This window comes from Sulfurimonas sp. HSL-1656 (assembly GCF_039645585.1).
Lineage (GTDB): Bacteria > Campylobacterota > Campylobacteria > Campylobacterales > Sulfurimonadaceae > Thiomicrolovo > Thiomicrolovo subterrani.
This window is the reverse complement of the sequence record NZ_CP147915.1, coordinates 1,254,846-1,273,283: the sequence shown is the minus strand read 5'-3', so window position 1 is coordinate 1,273,283 and position 18,438 is coordinate 1,254,846. Positions and strand designations below refer to the sequence as shown.

Genomic DNA, 18,438 nt, shown 5'->3' with positions numbered 1-18,438 from the left:
GGGGCGTATTCTGCTTTCTACTTTTTGATATAACCGAACTCGGCAAGTTTGTCGTAGATGCCGGAGACAATGTCGCCGGCGGCCGATGCCCCGTGACCGCCGTGTTCGATCAGCGCGGTGACGACATACTGCGGGTGGCGGTAGGGCCCGTAGGTTGTTAACCAGGCGTGTGAACGCGTATAGTAGGCCATATCTTCCTCTTTGATACGCTTTTTCGTCGCCTGCGGGATCCCGATAACCTGTGCGGTCCCCGTCTTGCCCGCAATGGCCACCTTGGTCGTAATCTGTGCGGAGGCCGTCCCTTTGGGGTGGCTGCAGACCTGGCGCATCGCCCGGCGGATGATGGGAAGATCCGCTTTCTGCCTGGCGGTCAGGACGTCGCGGTAGACCGGCTGGGTCAGGTTGTTGTCGATCATGCGCGCCAGCCGCGGCTGGGGCAGCTTCCCGCCGGCAATGAGGGCCGTGTTCTGGGCGATCTGCAGCGGCGTGACGAGTACGCTCCCCTGCCCGATGGACGTATTGAGCGTCTCCCCGATGTACCACGGTTCGTTGTAGCGTTCCCGCTTCCAGGCGCGGTTGGGGATCGTCCCGATGAACTCGTTGGGAAGGTCTATGCCCGTTTTATCGCCGAGACCGAAGCTTTTGAGCCCGTCGCTGATCTTTTCGATCCCGACTTTGAGGCTGCCTTTGTAGAAATAGTCGTCGCAGCTCTCCCGGATCGCCTTGTGCAGGTCGGTCTTGCCGTGCCCCCAGCTTTTCCAGCAGCGGAAGTTCCGGTTCCCCAGCTCCATGGTCCCGGTGCAGGTCACGTACCACCACTGGCTGATGCCGCTGTCGAGGTAGATCATCCCGATGGAGGGTTTGATCGTTGAGCCCGGGGGATAGAGCCCGTTGACGATCTTGTTGGTAAAGGGCATGTCCAGGTCGTTGATCAGTGCGTTCCATTTTGCTCCCGAGATACCCGATACGAAAGTATTGGGGTTGTATTCGGGGTAACTGCCCGCGGAGAGGATTTCGCCGTCGAGGCCCATGACGATTACGGCACCCGCGTTTCCCTCCATCATTCGGCTTATGTACTGCTGCAGCCGCATGTCGACGGTCAGGACAAGGTTCCGGTTCTCCAGCGGCTTGTGTGTCTCGAGGACGGAGATCTCCTCGTTCAGTGCATTCATCTGTACGGTACGTTCCCCAGGAACCCCCTCGAGGTAAGTGTTGTACTGCTTCTCCAGCCCGGATTTGCCGACGATTCCCGTCAATTTCAGGACCGGGTCGCGTTCGATCTCCTGCTGGTTGGATTTTGCCGTGTAGCCGATAATATGGGCCGCGATCTTCTGGTAGGGGTAGTAGCGCATCGGGGCCGGGGAGATTTTGACGTTTTCCAGCAGGTTCAGCTCCGAGTAGACGGGAAGGATGTCTTCGTAGGAGATAAAGTCCGCGACGGCGATTTCCCGGTGGTTGTAGTGCGAATCATTCTGCTTGTAGACCTTGAGCATCTTTTCCGCGTCGAGCATCGGCAGCAGCCGCTGGATCCGCTCCAGGGTACTCTGGAGGCTCTCGAGACGCTTCTGGGTGCTCAGGTGCGGCATCACCTCGATCTTGAAACCCAGCTTGTTGATGGCGAGCGGCCTGAAGTTACGGTCGAGGATCTCGCCGCGGACCGGGGCGATACGTTCCGTTTTCAGGGTGTTCTCCGTCGAGAGCTGTTCGTAGTAGCGGTTGGAGTGGACGCTCAGGTAGTAGACGCGGCTCAGCAGCGAGACCCAGATAAAGATGAACAGGGCGATAAGGATACGGGTTCTCACAGCAGCCCCACCAGGAAGAACTCGATCATCATATAGAAGATGACCTTGAAATCAAGCTGCGGCAGCGGGAGGGCGAACATGTTCGCAAACAGGGCCGTAAATGCCCAGTAGCCGACATAGGCGAGCAGCACGATGATGGCATTGAGGCAGAGGTGGCAGGAGACGATGCTCTTGATGCGCGGCAGGATGAGGAAGTAGCTGACGGTGTAGAAAAAGAGCGTACTGAGCAGCAGGTAACCCTTGGCGGTCTCCGCAATGATCAGCAAAACGACAATGACGAAAAAGGCAAAGGAGGAGTGCCTGTCAAGCGCCCGGATATAGAGAAAAAAGAGGACGCCGAAGAGCGGCGGCAGATAGAGATAGTGCATGCTCAGCGCTTCGTAGGGTACGAAGAGGAGTGCGAAAAAAATCCAGGTCAGAGGGTTTTGATCAGCGCGATTTCGTTGCATACCGGAAAGTGCTTGCATTTGATGCAGTCGGCCCAGATCTTGTGTTCGGGCAGGCTCTCTTTGGGGATCTCGGAAAAGGAGAGTTTTTCGAAGAAACGGGCGGCATAGGTCAGTGCCAGCACCCGTTTGAGCCCCAGCTTTTTCCCCTCTTCGATGGAGAGGCTGACCAGTTCGGCCCCGATGCCCTGGTTACGGTAGGGTTCATCGACGATCAGGGAGCGGATCTCGGCCAGTTCGGGCGAATGCACATGCAGCGCCGTAAAGCCGATGAGGCGTTCGCCGTCGAAGGCGAGAATGTAGGAGCGGATATTGGTAGCCAGCTCGTCGTTGCTGCGCACGAGGATGGTGCCGTCTTCGACTTTGGGGGCTACGAGGCGCTGCATCGCCGGGATATCGGCCAGGGTCGCTTTTCTAAAGTGGATGGACATCGTCGGTTCCGGTGAGAAGATCGTAAAGGCGCGCGGCCAGTTTTGCGATGCCGCGCTTCTTGCTGCTGGAGACGACCAGCGCGCCGGGGTAGTCCCGCAGCAGTGCACCGAGCTCTTTCTGGTTGAGCTTGTCCGATTTCGTAAAGACACGCAGCACCGTTTGGCCCGGCCGGCGGATCTGTTCAAGGTATTCGGCGACGGAGCGGTCGATAGGGAGGTCGGGGTGGCGGGCGTCGACAAGGTGCACGAAGACACGGATCTGTTCGCGCTGGGTGATGAAGTCCGTGAGGTTCTTTTCCCAGTCGCTCTTGAGGGTCTTGGAGACTTTGGCGTATCCGAACCCCGGGAGGTCTACCAGCAGGGCATTAAGCTTTTCTTGGTTGTCGCGGTCCATGAAGGTCGCGTCAAAGTAGTTGATCAGGCGTGTCTTGCCCGGCGTTGCAGAGACCTTCGCGAGGTTTTTATGGTTGCACAAGGCGTTGAGCAGCGAACTTTTCCCCGCATTGGAGCGTGCCATAAAGGCGATCTCGTTGACGGTGTCGTTGTCCGGAGACTGGGAAATGTTGGCGGCGCTGGTGTTGAAATGCGCCTCGACGACCTCGATCACTTCTTTTTCTCCTCGGGAAGGTTGAAGATCATGATGACAGGCTGGCGCTCCGCCCCTCTGGCCGCGGCCGTGCCCTCCTGGATATTGACGACGACCTCTTCGCCGTCGATCTGCTTGTGCTCATCGTGCTGCATCAGGTGCACGTCGCCGTAGAAACTGTACTGCTCTTTCAGCGGGAGGTAGATGACCTTCTGCGCCCGGCCGCTGTACGTCGCGCCGTTATCGGCCTTGAGGAAAAAGGAGGCGTCGCCGCTGGCGATATACTTCGTCGGCGTGCGGTCCGCGGCGGTAAAGACCTCGACACGCGACGCATTGAGTTCGTCGCTCCCCATCTTGATACGCACATGCCCCTCGAATACCGAGCGCCCCTCTTTTTCGTTGGCCGTAAAAGCGTCGGCAGCGATCTTGAGCTGTTCGGCCGCATAGAGGCTCCCTGCCGCTGCGATGGTGACGATAAGGGCTAAAGCGGACTTCACATTTTCTCCTTCATGGTATAAACTCCGACGATCTTTTTCGCGGTGATGTCGCCGCTTTTAATGTTGTAGAACAGGTTCCTGCCGTCAACGCGGTCGCTGGCCTGCCACAGTACGAAACTGCCCGGGGCGCGCACGTCGCCTGAGCTCTGGTTGTAATCGGCCTTCTGCGTTTCGAAGGTATAGCCGTCATCCCGCCGGAAACGGACATCCCCGTCCAGGGAGATCAGCGGTTCTTTGTAGATCCCTTTGCGGGCCTGCATCGTCTCTACGTGCCCCTCGGAGCGGTCAGTGAGGTTGAGGTCTTCAACCTCGTAGCGGTCGGGGAAGCGTGATGCGTGCGTTCCGGCGAGGATCGTTTTGACCCCGTCAGCCGCGACTTCATAGACCGTAAAACGCTCCAGTTCGATCTGTGCCAGCTCGCCGGGGGTGGCGATATCGACCTGCAACGGTTTGAAAAAGAAAAAAATGCTCCCCAGCACTGCGCCGATGAGCAGGTAAAAGGTCGAGACGCTCATTGCCACTGCGCGAGGAAAGCCTCTTCCTCGCCGTTGCGGCGCATCAACGCTTCGATCATCTCCCGCACGGCCGCTTCGCCGCCACGGCGTGCCAGGACATGGTCCACGCGCCCGGTAATGTAGGATGACGCATCCGCCGGTGCAAAGGAGACGGCGGCCAGCTCCAGCATTTTCAGGTCGTTCAGGTCGTCGCCGATGGCTGCAACCTCCGTCGTTACGTCGATATCAAGGTCGCTGCAGAGCATCTCCAGACGTTTGCGCTTATCTTTGACGCCCTGGTAGAGGTGCAAAATCCCCAGTTCATCCGCGCGGCGTTTGACGATACCCGAACGGCGCCCTGTAATGATGGCGACCTCGTGCCCGAGGCGCATCCAGCTTTTGATCGCCAGACCGTCTTTGACGTTGAAGGCTTTGATCTCCTCCCCGCTTTCGCCGTAGATGATCTGCCCGTTGGTCAGGCAGCCGTCGACGTCCAGCACGAGCAGTTTGATCACAAAACGCCCTTTGTGCTCGGAACGGTGACGCGTTCGTTGCGGGTTACCGCGCGGCGCAGCGCCACGGCGAATGCCTTGAAGGCCGCTTCAATGATGTGGTGGCGGTTTTTACCGCGCTGCATGACGATATGCGCGCAGATACGGGAGTTGAAAACGATGGCCCGGAAGAACTCCTCGGCCAGTTCCGTATCGAAATTTCCGACCTTGCCGCTGACGGGTACGTCGTAATAGAGGTAGGGACGGTTGCTCAGGTCCATGTCGCAGCTGACACTCGCTTCATCCATGACGACGACGGCATTGCCGAAGCGCTCCACCTTTTCGATCGGGTAGATCGCTTCGGCCAGCGCCATGGCGATGACGATGCCGACATCCTCGACACTGTGGTGGTCGTCAATGTGCGTGTCGCCTTTGCAGGAGACGTTCAGATCGATCAGCGCGTGTTTGGAGAAGGCTTCGAGCATGTGGTCGAAAAAGCCCACACCGGTATTGATGCTGCTTTTGCCCTCTCCGTAGAGTTCAAGCTCTACACGGATCTGCGTCTCTTTGGTATTGCGCTCTTTGACGATCATACTTATTTCCTTACGATAAAGGCGTGCTCAAAGGGTGACGATGCAATAAAATCGTGCGCTTCGGCCTCGCTTTTGAACTTTCCGAGCCAGACACGGAAAAGTCTTTCGTTATTATACTCAGTATCCTTGATGATCGTTTTATACCCTTCAAACCCGTTGTATTTCTGCTGGGTGATGGATGCCCCCTCGAAGCGCCGGAAGGCACCGATCTGGATATAGAAGGCAGTGACGATCTGCTCGGCCGGCCCCGCACGCAGCGCCGCCTCCGTCGGGATGACGCGTTCGCCCTTGCCGGCGAAACCGAGCACCTCGAGATGTACGTCCGTTGTCCCGGCCCCGACCATATCCAGGTCCGTCGCCGCCTTTTTGGAGAGGTCGATGATCCGCGAGGCGACGAAGGGCCCCCTGTCGTTGATCCGTACGACGGTCTGGTGCCCGTTGCGCTTGTTGGTGACACGGACGATGGTGTTCATCGGCAGGGTCTTGTGCGCGGCGGTGGCCGAATACATGTCGTAGCGCTCGCCGTTGGAGGTCAGTTTGCCGTGAAAGTCGGGACCGTACCAGCTGGCCCTGCCGTCGAAGGTGTCGCCCTTCTGCACGACGGTGGGAAAGTAGCGGCGCCCGTTGACCGTATAGGGGCGCATCGTCGGGTGTTTGTAGGTCGATGCCGCGGGGGTTGTACGGGTGGCGACGGCCGGAGACGGCGCCTCATACGCAGTACGGGATGACATGCCCCGGGTACTGCACCCGGCCATCAGGAGGAGCAGTGCCAGAAAAGGAAGCAGCTTAATCATAGATACTCAGCCGGTCACCGACACGGATCAGGTTCCCCTGGAGGTTATTGAGCTTTTTCAGGCTGGAGACGGTCGTTTCGAAATTGCGCGCGATCGCCTCAAGGGAGTCGCCCCGCTTGACGATGTATTTGCCGTTTTTGAGGTCCAGCGGTCTGGAGACCGGGATAACGAGCTTCTGTCCGATACGCAGTACATTGGAGTGCAGGCGGTTAAACTCTTTGATCATTTTGTAGGGGACCCGGTATTTCTTGCCGATGCGCGAAAGGTTCTCGCCCGACTCGACGCTGTGCAGCATATAGAAGGTCTCCAGGGGTGCGGGCTTGTAGTTCTGACGGAACTCGTTCAGTTTGACGTAGGGGATGTAGATCGAGTACTTTTTGTCATGGGGCGGGACGAAATCATAGTTGAGATGGCGGTTGAGCGATGCCAGCTTGTAGGGGGGCATATTGATCAGCTTGGCGACGCGGCTGATGCGTTCGCCGCGGGCCACTTCGACCTGGGCGATGGAGTAGGCGTTTGCACGGTTGAGCAGGTAGGCGTACTCCTGGTTGATCATAAAGTCCTCGTCGGCCGCCAGCAGCGTCAGCGCCACGATCTTGCGGATGTAGTTGCGGCTCTCTCTGGGAAGGTAGCGCTTCTTCTCGTCGAGCAGAACGTTGATGTCATCGGTGCCCGCCTTTTTGATGGCCCTGAAAAGACGCCCTTCCCCGCAGTTGTAGGCAATGGCGGCCAGGTACCACTTGTTGAAGCGCGCGTGGAGGGTTTCAAGGTAGGTGAGCGCGGCATTGGTCGATTTGAGGAGGTCTTTGCGTTCGTCGACGTAGTCGTTGATCTGCAGACCGAAGATGCGCCCGGTTTCCGGCATAAACTGCCAGAGCCCGGAGGCCTTTTTGCGGGAGTAGGCATCGATGGAGAAGCCGGACTCGGCCATCGCAAGGAAGAGGAACTCGTCAGGAACGTCCGAGTGGGCCAGGGAGTCCTTGATCATGGGAATGAAAAGGTAGGCCTGGTCGAGGCTTTTAAAGAAGCCGTGGCGCTGGTACTCTTTGCGTTTTTTGCTGATGATCTTTTGCAGTTTCGCGTCGTTGAGAAAAGAGAGCGGAAGGTCGAAGGCTCGTACGATCTGGGCTTCCCGGTTCGAGTTCGACTCAAACGTCAGTGCCCCGAAAAGCAGTGCCGGAAGCAAAAAAATAGCTGCAAATATACGTCCGATCACCAATACACCACCTCTTTTTGGGCCCCATTATAGCATAGTGAGACGCGGTTAGGAAATCCCGAAAAGGCGTGATGCATTCTTTGTGGTCAGTGTTTCAACGGCCTCTGCCGGCATTTCGAGCAGTTCACCCATCTTCTGTGCCACCAGCTTCGTATAGGCCGGCTCATTACGTTCGCCGCGGTGCGGATGCGGCGTCAGGTAGGGGCCGTCCGTTTCGATGAGCAGCCGCTCTTTGGGGATACTCGGCAGGACCTGCACCAGCTTACGTGCATTTTTAAAGGTCAGCACGCCGCCGATGCCGTAATAGAAGTTCTGACCGGCAAGGACGAGCAGCTCCTCGTCGGCATTGTAGCAGTGCAGGACACCCCCGACTTTTGCCGCGCCCTCCTCCTCGAGGATCACACGGGCATCATGGCTGGCGTTACGAATATGCACAATGAGCGGTTTGCCGTAGGCCAGAGCGATCCGGATCTGGGCGCGGAACACCTCTGCCTGTTTCTGCTTTTCGGCTTCCTGCTCCGCTTCGCTGCCTTCAAGGCGGAAGTAATCCAGTCCGCACTCTCCCACGGCAACGCATTTCGGGTGCGTGAGGAACTCGTCGAAAGCTGCCGTATCGAACCCTTCAAGATCGTACGGGTGGATCCCGACGGCGAAGTAGACGTTTTCATGCGCTTCGGCAATGGCAATGGCGCGCGGCAGGGTCACGGCGTCGGCGCCCGGAATGATCAGCGCTTCAACCCCCTGCTCTGCGGCACGTTCCAATACCGCTTCGAGATCCTCTTCGTAGCGTTCGTCGTCAAGATGAATGTGCGTGTCGATAATCATACAGCCTTCCCGGTGCTGTTTCCATGGGCCGCATCGAGGAGCTCGCGGGCGAGATGACGCGCTTTTTCCGAAACGGTGTCGCCGCTGACGATCCGCGCAATCTCCTCCATGCGCTCCTCCTGCGTCGCCAGTTCCCGTACGCTGCTGTGGTCGTCCTTCGTGACAAGGAAATGCTGCTCGCCCATGGCGGTGAGCTGCGGCTGGTGGGAGATGACGAGGATCTGGAAATGCTGACTGAGCGTCCGCAGTACGCGGGCCACGCTCATGGACTCCTCGCCGCTGAGGTTGGCGTCGATCTCGTCAAGCATCAACACCCCCTGCTGCCCCTGCATCCCTTCGGACTTGACGGCCAGAAGTGCCAGCCGCAGGCGGTTGAATTCGCCGGCGCTGATCTGCTGCAGCGACGCGCCTTTGAGCTGCAAAGAGGCGCGGTCCTGCCCTGCGGGGCCGAAATCGCCGTGGGCCAGCGTCAGTTCGGCGCCGTCGAGGTAGAGTTGGTGCAGGTAGCTGTTGATGGAATCATTCAGTCCGTACAGTGCCCCGCTACGTGCCAGCGAGATCTGTGCCGCGCTCTGCGTCAGGGAGGTGTAAAGGGTATTGAGTTCCTGCTGCATCGCCTTGACGTGTTCTTCGAGAGATTCGTAGACCTCGAGCTCTTTTTGCTTGCTGTCGCGGTAGGCCAATGCCTCTTCGATACTGCCGTAGCGGCGTTTGAGATCCGACAGCTGTTCAAGCCGGTCGAGCACATGCTCGATGTCCGTCCCCTCCAGGTCGTTAAAGCGCTCCTGGGCCGAATCGAAGCGGGTACGCAATTCATTCATCGCATCATCGAAAAATGCGCTGTCGACATCCAATGAAACCAATACCTCATTGACGACGTGCTCATACTCGAAGATCTGCTGGGCATGCACGATCTTCTCTTCGATCTTCTCTTTTTTGGAGAGGGACTTTTTAACCTCGAGCAGGGTCTCATATTCATCGGCTTCCGGACCGATCTCATTGATCTTGTTCACCTCGAAGCGGGCGAACTCCTCCTGATCACGCAGTTTGCGTTCATCGGACTTGAGGCGATCAAGCTCCTGTTCAAGGTGTTTCAGCCTCAGGTAGCCCTGGTGATAGAGCTCGAGACGGTGGGGGTGCTTGTCATCGGTGAGACTTACCGTCATGTCGATCAGCTGCAGGAGCGCATCCGAATCGAAATCACTGTAATCTTTGAGGCTCAGATGCCGCAGATGGGTCCTGCTGAGCTCTGCCGCCGCGGCACGGGAGATGGCCTGATTGTTGAAAAAATAGCGTGCCTTCTCTTTTTTGACCTCACGCAGGACATTGGGGCTTTCATTGAGCAGCCCGCTGGCACTTTCGTCGATCTGCCATGAAACGACCGATTCACTGAGCGATGCAATAGGGTCGTCCAGGCCGAATGAGGCGAGAATCGAGCGCATGAAAACGGATTTACCGCTGCCGCTGGGACCGGAAAAGACGATCAACCCCGGTTTCAGGTCGATAGAGACCTCTTCAAACGTCAAGCAGTCACGCATATGGAAATGTTCGATCATCCTTCACCCCAGTTCAGTTTTTCTTTGAGCACGTCAAAGTAGTTGAAAGCTTTTCGGTGCAGCAGTTTTGCCGGCATATCGGCGAGGGAGATGCGGATGCTGTCCCCCTCACCGAACTCGTACATATCCTGTCCATCCACGACGGCTAGTGCACTCTGGTCGGGTGTCCTGACTTCGATGTCATACTGCCCCGGCAGAACGACCGGCCGCTGTGTCAGCGAATGCGGGCAGATCGGGGTCAATGCGAAGACTTTGGTCAGCGGGAAGAGCACCGGGCCTCCGGCAGAGAGGTTATAGGCCGTCGAACCCGTCGGGGTCGAGATGATGACGCCGTCGCCGAAATAGGTGTTGAAGTTCTTGCCGTCGACGAAAGTCTCGACATGGATCATCTTGGAGATGGAGGGGCGCGTGATCACGATGTCGTTGAAAGCGACGACACGCTTCTCTCCCGCCGCGGTCGTAATGACCGCCTGCAGCATTGCCCGTTCGTCGATGCGGTACTCCCCTGCTTTGATCTGGGCGAGGATCTCATCGAGTTCATCGAGTGCCACGTCTGCCAGGAATCCCAGTTTCCCGGCATGGATCCCCATCACCGGTTTGCCGAAACTGTGCGAACGCCGTACCGCGGAGATGAGGGTTCCGTCCCCGCCGATGGTCGCCAGCAGATCGCTCTCCCGGCAGAGGATGTCGAACTGCTGCCCGAGCACGCCGATCATGCCGCCGCTGAGGTTGTCAATGAGGACTTCGATGCCATGGCCTTCGAAGATCTGCTTGACCCGGTAAAACACCTCTTTGAGTTCCGGCGTCGAAGGCCGTAGGATAATGCCGACTTTTTTCAGAGGAATCTGCGCTGTTTCATTCATGGGACAGATTATACCACGCCAAACAGTCAGGCCCGGCTTTCGTGTCTGGTTGCTAAAAATGCAGCGAGGCGTCGAGGTAAATGCCGCTCAAATGAAGATCGATCTTCGTGTTGTAACTCGGTTTTTGCAGCCAGAGCCGGTGAATACGGTACCCGAGTTCCACCGAAGGTCTGAAATAGGTCGTCACCGTATCGAAATCATACCGTCCTGACAACCGGAAGTCATAGAGGGTGAAGCTGCCTTCATCATAATAGTAGTAAGTGAGATCGACCGAAGCGGGCAGCTGCATAACAGGAACGCGGGCATGAAGGTAGAGCTGCGGCAGCGTTGTAATGTCGCTTTCATCATAATGGATAGAGCTGTCATCGATGGTATAGCGCGTTTTAACGTATTTCACATTGATGCCGGCGTCGAATGACATCCACGAAATCAGGTCGGAAAACGAATAGTAGAAGGTCGCATCGTACTCCAATGCGGTCACTTTATTCGGTGCATCGGCCTGATAGAGAAACGGCCCCCACGTGACTGAGCCTTTGGTACGCCCCTCGTAGGCAATCGACGTGTACTCGAGCTTGAGGTTCGGTACGAATGGGGATACATTCAGGGGTTTGAAATCTGCATGCAAATAGAAGTTGTTCTCATTCTTGTACCCCAGGTCCCCCACGGCGGTGACGCTTCCCCCGCTCTCATCATAGGTCAGATCACCTGAGGCTTTGGCGTTCCACACCCCTGCCCCGATCTCGATGTCCGTTTCGAAAGCCTGAAGAGCGGTCACAGTCAGAAAACACAGCAGTATTGATTTCACGGGGAAAGGCACGGGACTCCTTCAGTTTGAGCATATACGCTGATCATTGGGGCAAATCAGATGTGGGAGCCGCCGGAAGCGCTTGTTACCGGCGATTATAGCATTTTCATGCTATTTTGGCGAGTTTTTTGTTAATTAAGGTTTCTACAAATGTTTCAAGATCTTTTTTCAATACATCTTGATCGACTTCATACATATTACGAAGCGCATCCACTGTCTCTTGGAAGGTCTTTCCGTCCTGCAGCAGCTGCCATATATCGGTTGCGACGCTGTCGAGACCGAAATAGTTTTCGCTCTCCATATCGAGCAGAACGATTTCATCGTCTACCCTTTGCGAAAAAACCGTATCAGCTACAGCAATTCTCTTTGAATAATCCACCGTCAATCCTTTACAGAATTATACAATAGATCGGATATATATTATTATTTGTTTAAAATATTAATGTTTTTTATATGTTACAAAAATTTGGTGAGATAAACAACAAATAACAATATTAAAATAGGTTATTTTTAATTTGTATGAAACAGCGCCAATAAAGAATGAATTTGTTACGATTGGGGCTATTAGAAGGAGGTTGTTATGTTGAAGCGTTTTCGTCCAGTACGGCATCTACTTATGTTGCTTGTAGCCACTGTTGTTGCCAATAACGTAGTTGCAGCCAATGTGAGACAAAAAATCGTTGTCTTTACACCAGAGTTTTCAAACCCTGTTCAGCAGGCCGCACTGCTTAGAGACCTTGGGGTTATTCCGGTCAAACCACTTCGTATTGTCAATGGTTTTGCGGTATCGCTTCCGGATGCGGCATTCAATGCATTGCTTGACATTGACAATCAAAATATTCTCCGGATTGACGATGATATCGTACTGAATGGGGCCGCGAAACCCGTCGATCCCCTTCCCCAGCCTGCTCAAGAGCTGACATGGGGTGTTGATCGGATTGAAGCGGACCTTGCCTGGCCGGAAACCAACGGGACAATGATCAACGTTGCCGTACTTGATACGGGGGCGGATCTTGACCACCCTGACCTGACAGACAACATCAAAGGGAATTTCAGTGCGCTTAACCCGCATAAGAGCGCGGAAGACGATAACGGGCACGGCACCCATGTCAGCGGGATCATGGCAGCTGCCAACAATACCATCGGCGTCATCGGTGCGGCACCGCAGATCAACCTCTATGTGGTAAAGGTACTCGGCAGTGACAATACGGGGAACTTGTCGGATATTCTTGACGGGATGCAGTGGTGTATCGACAACCATATGCAGGTGGTGAACATGAGCTTCGGAGCGACGAGTACCGTCCAATCCCTGACAGATGCTGTTGCCGCAATGCACGCCGCGGGAATTGTACAGGTAGCAGCCGCCGGAAATAACGGTGCATCTGGCGGGACCATGCTTTACCCGGCCAGATATCCCGAAACCATTGCGGTCTCTTCTGTCGATATCAACGGGAACCTGGCGGCAAGCTCCAGCTACGGACCGGAAATCGACCTCGCAGCCCCAGGTGTCGGTATCTACTCCACCTATCTTAATGCCGGCTACACGTCCATGAACGGTACAAGCATGGCAACGCCTCACGTGACGGCGTCAGCAGCGCTTGTACTTTCCGTTTACCCGACGCTTACACCGGATGAAGTCAAAACAAAATTAAAAAGCAGCGCCGAAGATCTTGGGCTGCCTTTGGAAGAACAGGGTGCCGGGCTTGTACGGCCGGACTTTGCGATTCAATAATCTGGTCTGCATCAGACAGATGATTGGGAACGAATGTGCTTCCCAATCTCTGGTGTGATTATCCGCTTGCACCGCCAAAAACATCCAGATAGTGGTCTGCCGTCAAGCTTTCATTGTTTTTGGGGTTATTCCCGCCCATCGTAGACTTGACATCCAGTATTTTCATTTGTGGTTTGCACCACACCTTTTTGTCGTAATCGTTTTTTTCATTCCTAGTCATTCTATGCCTCTCAACCTGACATTTGTCAAAACAGTAGCATAAATTAACGGAAAAGCCAGCTCTTCCAAGCAAAAAAGTCCTAACTGTTTCATTTACCGTTTCTATGGTTTTGTAATCAAACACAAAATCACTATTTATCAATTTTATCAGTGACCGGCGCAACCTCTCAGGATGGATATAACGGTTCCTGCAATCGCACATTTCATCCCTGGTTATTATGTCAAGCAGGTAGTTGAAAGACTCCATTTCCGTATCGATTATCTGCTGTACCCTTTTGGGTTCTTTCTTGAAATTGCCGAGTCGTATTTCTTCTGGCAGAATTTCTTGAACAGCGTGGCGGAAGAGATAACGGTTTTGCTGTTTTTGATAGTAATACTGTTCGGGCAGTGAAAGCGAAAACTCGATCAGTCGTTTATCCAATAAAGGAAACCTGTACTCCAGACGATTCTCATAGGCCGAAGCAGACCACGACTCAAGGCGTGCAAGAATGTGCCCTTGGCGATAATATGCAAGCTGATCGGCAGGAATACTTTTTTGGTACATGAACGTAGATGGTTTTTTTCTTTTCCTGGCGTAACGGGCAAAATCGTCCCGTGCACAATGCAGGTGTTCTTCGACATTGCAATTAACTCTTGGCATGTAACAGAGGAGATTCCGGGGCATGAAAGGAAGAAGTATTTCCCGGTAGCAGCGGCGCAAGAAGCAGCGCTTTTGATGATGAGTAGTCACACATTCCGACCAAAGTCCTCTGAGCGCTTTTAAAAATTTGCCCTGATGGACCAGGTCGGCAAAAATGGCTCTGCCATGGTAGGTAACGAACTCATCACCGCCCCACCCCGATAGAACCGTTCGAATCTGCTGTTGATGTGCCGATTTTCGTAGAACGAATTCATACCACAGGTCAACAGTATCATTCAAAGAGATATCAAGTCCCGAAAGAATTTCCGATAAGGCTTTCCCGTCGAGACCGATATGCTCCAGATCGATATTTTCCTTACTCGCGATCTGCTGGCTGTTTGCCCATTCGTAATGAGAGGCGTCATCCTCTGCCTGCGGCGGTGCAATCCAGCTATAGGTTTTAAGCTTTTCTCCCCTCCGGGCAAGCATACGTGCGGCAAGGACACTGATCGTTGAAGAGTCCAGCCCGCCGCTCAGATGCGACGCAACGGGATACTGTGTTCTTAGACGCACTTTAACGGCGTCTTCGAGAAGAGCTCGGAGTTTTATGTCGTACTCGTCGAATGTCCCGGATCTGTCACGACGAATCGTTTCGATATCCCAGTAGGTATGAAAGGTTGCAGATGCAGTCGTGACCGTGAGCGTCGTAGCCGGCGGGAGCTTTTTGACCGCATTGTAAAATGTCAACGTAGGGTGCCAAAGCTCCCCCTTCTCCAGATAGATCGCAGCGGCCTCATCACTTAACGCTTTCGGAATACCGTCGTGCGCCAGCAACCCACGCATGTCATTTCCGAAGACAAAGAGATCATTGTCCATGGCATAGTAGAAGGGCTTGACGCCCATATGGTCCCGTGCGCAAAAAAGCCGATTTTTCGCACTGTCCCAAATAGCGAATGCGAAGTCACCCAGCAGGTATTGCGGGCAAGACTCTCCCCATTTCCGGTAGGCGGCCAGAATGAACTCGCTGTCACCGATCTCTTCTGTAGGCCGGCCGGGGAGCTCCAGCTGTTCAAACAGTTCTGCGCGGTTGTCGATCCGTGCGTCCATTGTCAGCAACAAGCTCTCCTGCTCCAGCGGCAGATGCTCATGAAATGATTCGGGGGTATTGTGCAGCATGGCGTGTCCCAGCGCTACTGTACCGCCCAGTCTGACCGAGCGTTCGTCAGGCTTCCAATAAGAAAAGGCCTCGAGCATAGCATCGGCAACGGCAGGCTCCACCGGGTTGTCGTTTCGATTGAAGATGCCGAAGAATCCGCTCATTCAATACCTCTGTGATGCACGCAAATGGCGGCATGGACTTCGCTGAGCCGATCCAGATCGTGGGGAACACGAATGGTGTAGACGTTGACCTGGTTTAGCAGTGCGGAGAGGTACTTGAGGCGCTTTTCCTTTAGGAAAGCGAATAGAAAGAGGTAATTGGGAAGCAGCGCCTCAAATTTTCGGAACCCCGTTATCTCTTCAATCGCAACGGTTGCTTCGGCATCAGCTTTTTCAAGGACGTAGAATGCGCTGATAGGTTTGAAGTCCGTCATAAAACCCGCCACATGGTAGCCGAGCTCTTCGAATTTTCTGTAGGGGCGGTGGTAAGGGTGTGCACCGACGGCAATGAACCGGTCGCCGTCTATAAAGGTCGGCACCTTGTCATCCGAAACAAGCGTATGGCCCTGCCGGATAAAATAATCCGTCATCGTCGATTTTCCGCCCATGGATGGTGCAATGAAAAGTACCGGGCGGCCGTCAATCTCGACGGCACCCGCATGAAAAAAGTCATACATCTCTTCAAAGGAGAAATAGAGCGGGAGCAGCAAATGGATGAACCAGAAGGCAAGAAGCGCCGCATCGCCCTCTTTATGCAGTTCGTAATAGATTTCAGATTCGCCGCCGATCCAGTAAAAACTGCAAACGTCTTTGACCTCATAGTGCCACGGCTGTCCCCTGTCCGCACCGTCAAAGAGCCTGTCGGTGTAGAGGTAGACTTTTCTGCCGTGGGCATAATAGATGGGGAAGCCGCAGGTGATGGAAGCTTTGAGAGATTCCGTAGGCCGTGACGATAGTGTAAGGGCGTATTTTACCGCTCCCGTTTCGGGCAGTTCCAGCGGGAAGGCTATATCGCTTGAAATTTCTGTTCCGTAGACGATCATTGAGGCCCCCATGCAAAAGAGGAGAGGACGGTAAAGCCGTCAAACCCTTCTCCTGTGACGACGAGATCGCCGCAGAGCAGCCAGGCATGCGCCCGCATGTTTCCGTCCTTCGTATTGTCGCGATGGACGCCGAGGTAAAAAACGCCTGGAATACCTTGACGCTGAAGCATGCGCTGTGCCGTCAGTGACTGGACGAGGCAGGCACTCTCCCAGGGTGTATTGTTTGCGGCCGAGATGACCGCTTTTGAAACAGCCTTTGCCCCGGACACCTGCTCTGCCGACAGCGACGGCGGAACCCTCTCCCCCTTCGACTGTTCGAGTTTGTGCACGAGTCGCTTGAATGGCATCGCCGTGATGGCAAAACGCATCATGCCCAGTCCGGCAAAAGCCTCCAAAAAGAGCCGTTTTTCCGGCCCGGAGAGTGCCAGAAACTTTCTGATTTTATCAGACACCGAAATGCTCGCGTACCAGCCCGAGCCGGTTCAGTTCGTCATACGTTCCTTCGAACATAATTTCCTGTCTTGAGAGCAGGTAGATATAGTCGGCCTGCCTCATCGTTGTAATGCGGTGGGCGATAATGATCACGGTACGCCCTTCCAGGAACGGCGCCAGGCTATCGTAAAGACGCATTTCCGTCTCGTTGTCCAGCGCAGAGGTCGCTTCGTCGAAGATGACGACCTGCGGATCGCTGAGGATCATCCGGGCGATCGCCAGGCGCTGGCGCTGGCCGCCGGAGAGTTTGATGCCGTTCTTGCCGATCATGGTATCGAGACCGTCCTCAAGCGAATCGATAAACGCTTCGAGCTGGGCAGACCGCAGGGCGTCACGGATCTTCGATTCCTCCGTGGCGTCGCCCAGGGTCAGGTTCATCCTGATCGTGTCGTTGAAGAAGAGCGAATCCTGCAGCATCAGCGCAACATGCTCCCGCACCACCGACAGTCCGATATCTGTAATGGGGACACCGTCGTAAGTGACAGTACCGCTTGCCACCGGGTAAAAGCCGACAAGCAGCTGCGCAATGGTACTTTTGCCCGAGCCGCTGGGACCTATCAGGGCGATCTTCTGCCCTTTTTGCGCCTGGAGGGTGATCGTTTTGAGGACGGGTTTCGTCTCGTCATACCCGAAGGTGACATCTTCCAGCGCTGCCGATACGGTCGGTTTCCCGTCAAAGGGGTTCTTTTTAGTCGGATAGTGCGGTTCGCGCTGCATCGAAAACAGCTCGTTCAGCCGCTCCATGGAGGGCTTGATGGACTGAAACGAAATGACAAGGCTCATAAACTGCTGCACCGGGGCGGCGACCGGGGAGAGGTAAAAGAGAAAAGCGAGCATCATCCCGATGCTGAGATCGGAGTAGACGACGACTGCGACGCCGAGAATCTTGAAAAGATCAATCACAATACTTGTAAGCAGGGTCGAGGAACTGATGGCAACCGACGAACGGTACCCGTAATCCATCGAAGCATTTTTAATGGTATCCGCTTTTGTTTTCAGCAGCCCGAAGAAATTGTGTTCCTGGTTGCTGGCCCGCACCTGCATGAAGAGCTCCAGGACTTCGCCGAGCATCTCCTGGTAAGACTCATACGCCTCATGCTGGCGCCGCAGCAGTACCCCGGCCCGACGTCCCAGGATCTTTGAAACGCCCAGGAAAACAGGATTGAGTATGACCAGCAGCAGCGTGAGCGGCCAGCTGATATAAAACATAATGCCCAGGATGCCGATGAACATCAGCACCGACGTCAGCGCCGTACTGGCCAACTGCCCCAGAAACGAGCTTATCTGCTCCACGTCGCGTATGGTTTTCGTGACGATCGCCCCGGTTTTGACCGACTCATACTCGGCGAGGCTGATCCGCTCCAAGTGATGCAACAGTCGGTGACGGATCGTATAGGCGCTTTTCTGCGCGATTTTCATTGCATAACGGGTTTTGAGGTTGTTGAGCAGAAAGACGGCCGCGCGCAGCAGCAGTACGACGGTCAGTGTACCGGCGATCATCGCACCCGTTTTTTCAATACCGAGCACGGAGAAATATTCGGTCAGTTTCCCCGGGTGCTGCAGCAGCACTTCGTCGATCAGCAGCGGGATCAGGATGGGAATGGGCAGGAAAAGCAGCGTGGCAAGAATGCCCGAAGCGTTGGCGCGCTCAAAATCCCGCCGCTGGGCATGGAGTGACTGAAAAAGGGAACCGAAGGTGATCTTGGTATTCAAATGTCTGCTTTTTACTGTAATACTACCAGAAAATCCCAAGAAACCCATCTTCACCCTCTGCTT

General features: G+C 54.9%; 20 protein-coding genes. 1 reads left to right on the top strand and 19 read right to left on the bottom strand.

From position 1 onward, the window contains the following. Positions 1-17 precede the first annotated feature (17 nt). The 15 genes from mrdA to WCX49_RS06435 all read right to left on the bottom strand — a co-directional run bounded on the left by mrdA (position 18) and on the right by WCX49_RS06435 (position 11,778). Complete coding sequence (mrdA, locus tag WCX49_RS06505) at positions 18-1,802, bottom strand: penicillin-binding protein 2 (RefSeq protein WP_345986772.1); 1,785 nt, start codon at positions 1,800-1,802, stop codon at positions 18-20. Beyond that, on the bottom strand, positions 1,799-2,170 hold the full coding sequence (locus WCX49_RS06500) for a hypothetical protein (RefSeq protein WP_345986771.1): 372 nt from the start codon (positions 2,168-2,170) through the stop codon (positions 1,799-1,801). The genes mrdA and WCX49_RS06500 overlap by 4 nt, the downstream gene beginning before the upstream one ends. Positions 2,171-2,217: 47 nt before the next feature. Continuing rightward, entirely contained in the window at positions 2,218-2,679 is a 462-nt protein-coding gene (locus WCX49_RS06495) for an N-acetyltransferase (RefSeq protein ID WP_345986770.1), read from the bottom strand. Further along, the gene (gene yihA / locus WCX49_RS06490; RefSeq protein ID WP_345986769.1) at positions 2,663-3,286 is read right to left on the bottom strand and encodes a ribosome biogenesis GTP-binding protein YihA/YsxC; all 624 of its coding nucleotides are present in this window, start codon (positions 3,284-3,286) and stop codon (positions 2,663-2,665) included. The genes WCX49_RS06495 and yihA overlap by 17 nt, the downstream gene beginning before the upstream one ends. Next, positions 3,283-3,762, bottom strand: coding sequence for a lipopolysaccharide transport periplasmic protein LptA (gene lptA / locus WCX49_RS06485; protein WP_345986768.1), 480 nt, complete (start codon positions 3,760-3,762; stop codon positions 3,283-3,285). The genes yihA and lptA overlap by 4 nt, the downstream gene beginning before the upstream one ends. Next, the gene (locus tag WCX49_RS06480; protein ID WP_345986767.1) at positions 3,759-4,277 is read right to left on the bottom strand and encodes a hypothetical protein; all 519 of its coding nucleotides are present in this window, start codon (positions 4,275-4,277) and stop codon (positions 3,759-3,761) included. Before WCX49_RS06480 ends, lptA begins: the two co-directional genes overlap by 4 nt. Then, positions 4,274-4,771 carry an HAD-IIIA family hydrolase gene (locus WCX49_RS06475; protein ID WP_345986766.1) on the bottom strand — a complete coding sequence of 166 codons (498 nt, stop codon included), beginning with the start codon at positions 4,769-4,771 and terminating at the stop codon, positions 4,274-4,276. The genes WCX49_RS06480 and WCX49_RS06475 overlap by 4 nt, the downstream gene beginning before the upstream one ends. Further along, positions 4,768-5,340 carry an imidazoleglycerol-phosphate dehydratase HisB gene (gene hisB / locus WCX49_RS06470; RefSeq protein WP_345986765.1) on the bottom strand — a complete coding sequence of 191 codons (573 nt, stop codon included), beginning with the start codon at positions 5,338-5,340 and terminating at the stop codon, positions 4,768-4,770. The genes WCX49_RS06475 and hisB overlap by 4 nt, the downstream gene beginning before the upstream one ends. A gap of 2 nt (positions 5,341-5,342) precedes the next feature. Continuing rightward, the gene (locus WCX49_RS06465; RefSeq protein ID WP_345986764.1) at positions 5,343-6,134 is read right to left on the bottom strand and encodes a septal ring lytic transglycosylase RlpA family protein; all 792 of its coding nucleotides are present in this window, start codon (positions 6,132-6,134) and stop codon (positions 5,343-5,345) included. After that, positions 6,127-7,350 (bottom strand): LysM peptidoglycan-binding domain-containing protein, encoded by a 1,224-nt coding sequence (locus tag WCX49_RS06460; protein WP_345986763.1) that lies wholly within the window; start codon positions 7,348-7,350, stop codon positions 6,127-6,129. The genes WCX49_RS06465 and WCX49_RS06460 overlap by 8 nt, the downstream gene beginning before the upstream one ends. Positions 7,351-7,398: 48 nt before the next feature. Next, positions 7,399-8,175, bottom strand: a complete 777-nt coding sequence (locus WCX49_RS06455; protein WP_345986762.1) for a TatD family hydrolase — start codon at positions 8,173-8,175, stop codon at positions 7,399-7,401. Continuing rightward, positions 8,172-9,731, bottom strand: a complete 1,560-nt coding sequence (locus WCX49_RS06450; protein ID WP_345986761.1) for an AAA family ATPase — start codon at positions 9,729-9,731, stop codon at positions 8,172-8,174. The genes WCX49_RS06455 and WCX49_RS06450 overlap by 4 nt, the downstream gene beginning before the upstream one ends. Further along, positions 9,728-10,594, bottom strand: a complete 867-nt coding sequence (locus WCX49_RS06445; protein ID WP_345986760.1) for an NAD(+)/NADH kinase — start codon at positions 10,592-10,594, stop codon at positions 9,728-9,730. Before WCX49_RS06445 ends, WCX49_RS06450 begins: the two co-directional genes overlap by 4 nt. 52 nt (positions 10,595-10,646) lie before the next feature. Then, a complete protein-coding gene (locus WCX49_RS06440; RefSeq protein ID WP_345986794.1) occupies positions 10,647-11,399 on the bottom strand; it encodes a TIGR04219 family outer membrane beta-barrel protein in 753 nt (250 codons plus the stop codon). 106 nt (positions 11,400-11,505) lie between these two features. Beyond that, positions 11,506-11,778, bottom strand: a complete 273-nt coding sequence (locus WCX49_RS06435; RefSeq protein WP_345986759.1) for a PqqD family protein — start codon at positions 11,776-11,778, stop codon at positions 11,506-11,508. Positions 11,779-11,979: 201 nt separating this feature from the next. Between WCX49_RS06435 and WCX49_RS06430 the strand changes: the two genes are divergently transcribed. Beyond that, positions 11,980-13,131, top strand: a complete 1,152-nt coding sequence (locus WCX49_RS06430) for a S8 family peptidase (protein WP_345986758.1) — start codon at positions 11,980-11,982, stop codon at positions 13,129-13,131. A gap of 58 nt (positions 13,132-13,189) precedes the next feature. Here the strand turns inward: WCX49_RS06430 and WCX49_RS06425 are convergent, their stop codons facing one another. From WCX49_RS06425 to WCX49_RS06410, 4 genes are read right to left on the bottom strand one after another with little or no spacing between them, the layout of a single operon-like run. After that, positions 13,190-15,289 (bottom strand): asparagine synthase-related protein, encoded by a 2,100-nt coding sequence (locus tag WCX49_RS06425; RefSeq protein WP_345986757.1) that lies wholly within the window; start codon positions 15,287-15,289, stop codon positions 13,190-13,192. Continuing rightward, a complete protein-coding gene (locus tag WCX49_RS06420; protein WP_345986756.1) occupies positions 15,286-16,170 on the bottom strand; it encodes a hypothetical protein in 885 nt (294 codons plus the stop codon). The genes WCX49_RS06425 and WCX49_RS06420 overlap by 4 nt, the downstream gene beginning before the upstream one ends. Further along, complete coding sequence (locus WCX49_RS06415; RefSeq protein ID WP_345986755.1) at positions 16,167-16,622, bottom strand: lasso peptide biosynthesis B2 protein; 456 nt, start codon at positions 16,620-16,622, stop codon at positions 16,167-16,169. The genes WCX49_RS06420 and WCX49_RS06415 overlap by 4 nt, the downstream gene beginning before the upstream one ends. Next, positions 16,615-18,375: an ABC transporter ATP-binding protein gene (locus WCX49_RS06410; protein WP_345986754.1), complete on the bottom strand. Its 1,761-nt coding sequence runs from the start codon at positions 18,373-18,375 to the stop codon at positions 16,615-16,617. The genes WCX49_RS06415 and WCX49_RS06410 overlap by 8 nt, the downstream gene beginning before the upstream one ends. Between the last annotated feature and the right edge of the window lie 63 nt (positions 18,376-18,438).

Excerpts from the sequence above, each read along its gene's own strand:
- WCX49_RS06445 (WP_345986760.1), bottom strand. The coding sequence starts at position 10,594 with ATGAATGAAACAGCGCAGATTCCTCTGAAAAAAGTCGGCATTATCCTA.
- WCX49_RS06450 (WP_345986761.1), bottom strand. The coding sequence starts at position 9,731 with ATGATCGAACATTTCCATATGCGTGACTGCTTGACGTTTGAAGAGGTC.
- WCX49_RS06425 (WP_345986757.1), bottom strand. The coding sequence starts at position 15,289 with ATGAGCGGATTCTTCGGCATCTTCAATCGAAACGACAACCCGGTGGAG.
- WCX49_RS06420 (WP_345986756.1), bottom strand. The coding sequence starts at position 16,170 with ATGATCGTCTACGGAACAGAAATTTCAAGCGATATAGCCTTCCCGCTG.
- WCX49_RS06480 (WP_345986767.1), bottom strand. The coding sequence starts at position 4,277 with ATGAGCGTCTCGACCTTTTACCTGCTCATCGGCGCAGTGCTGGGGAGC.
- hisB (WP_345986765.1), bottom strand. The coding sequence starts at position 5,340 with ATGATCGTCAAAGAGCGCAATACCAAAGAGACGCAGATCCGTGTAGAG.
- WCX49_RS06465 (WP_345986764.1), bottom strand. The coding sequence starts at position 6,134 with ATGATTAAGCTGCTTCCTTTTCTGGCACTGCTCCTCCTGATGGCCGGG.
- WCX49_RS06495 (WP_345986770.1), bottom strand. The coding sequence starts at position 2,679 with ATGTCCATCCACTTTAGAAAAGCGACCCTGGCCGATATCCCGGCGATG.
- WCX49_RS06500 (WP_345986771.1), bottom strand. The coding sequence starts at position 2,170 with ATGCACTATCTCTATCTGCCGCCGCTCTTCGGCGTCCTCTTTTTTCTC.
- WCX49_RS06455 (WP_345986762.1), bottom strand. The coding sequence starts at position 8,175 with ATGATTATCGACACGCACATTCATCTTGACGACGAACGCTACGAAGAG.
- WCX49_RS06430 (WP_345986758.1), top strand. The coding sequence starts at position 11,980 with ATGTTGAAGCGTTTTCGTCCAGTACGGCATCTACTTATGTTGCTTGTA.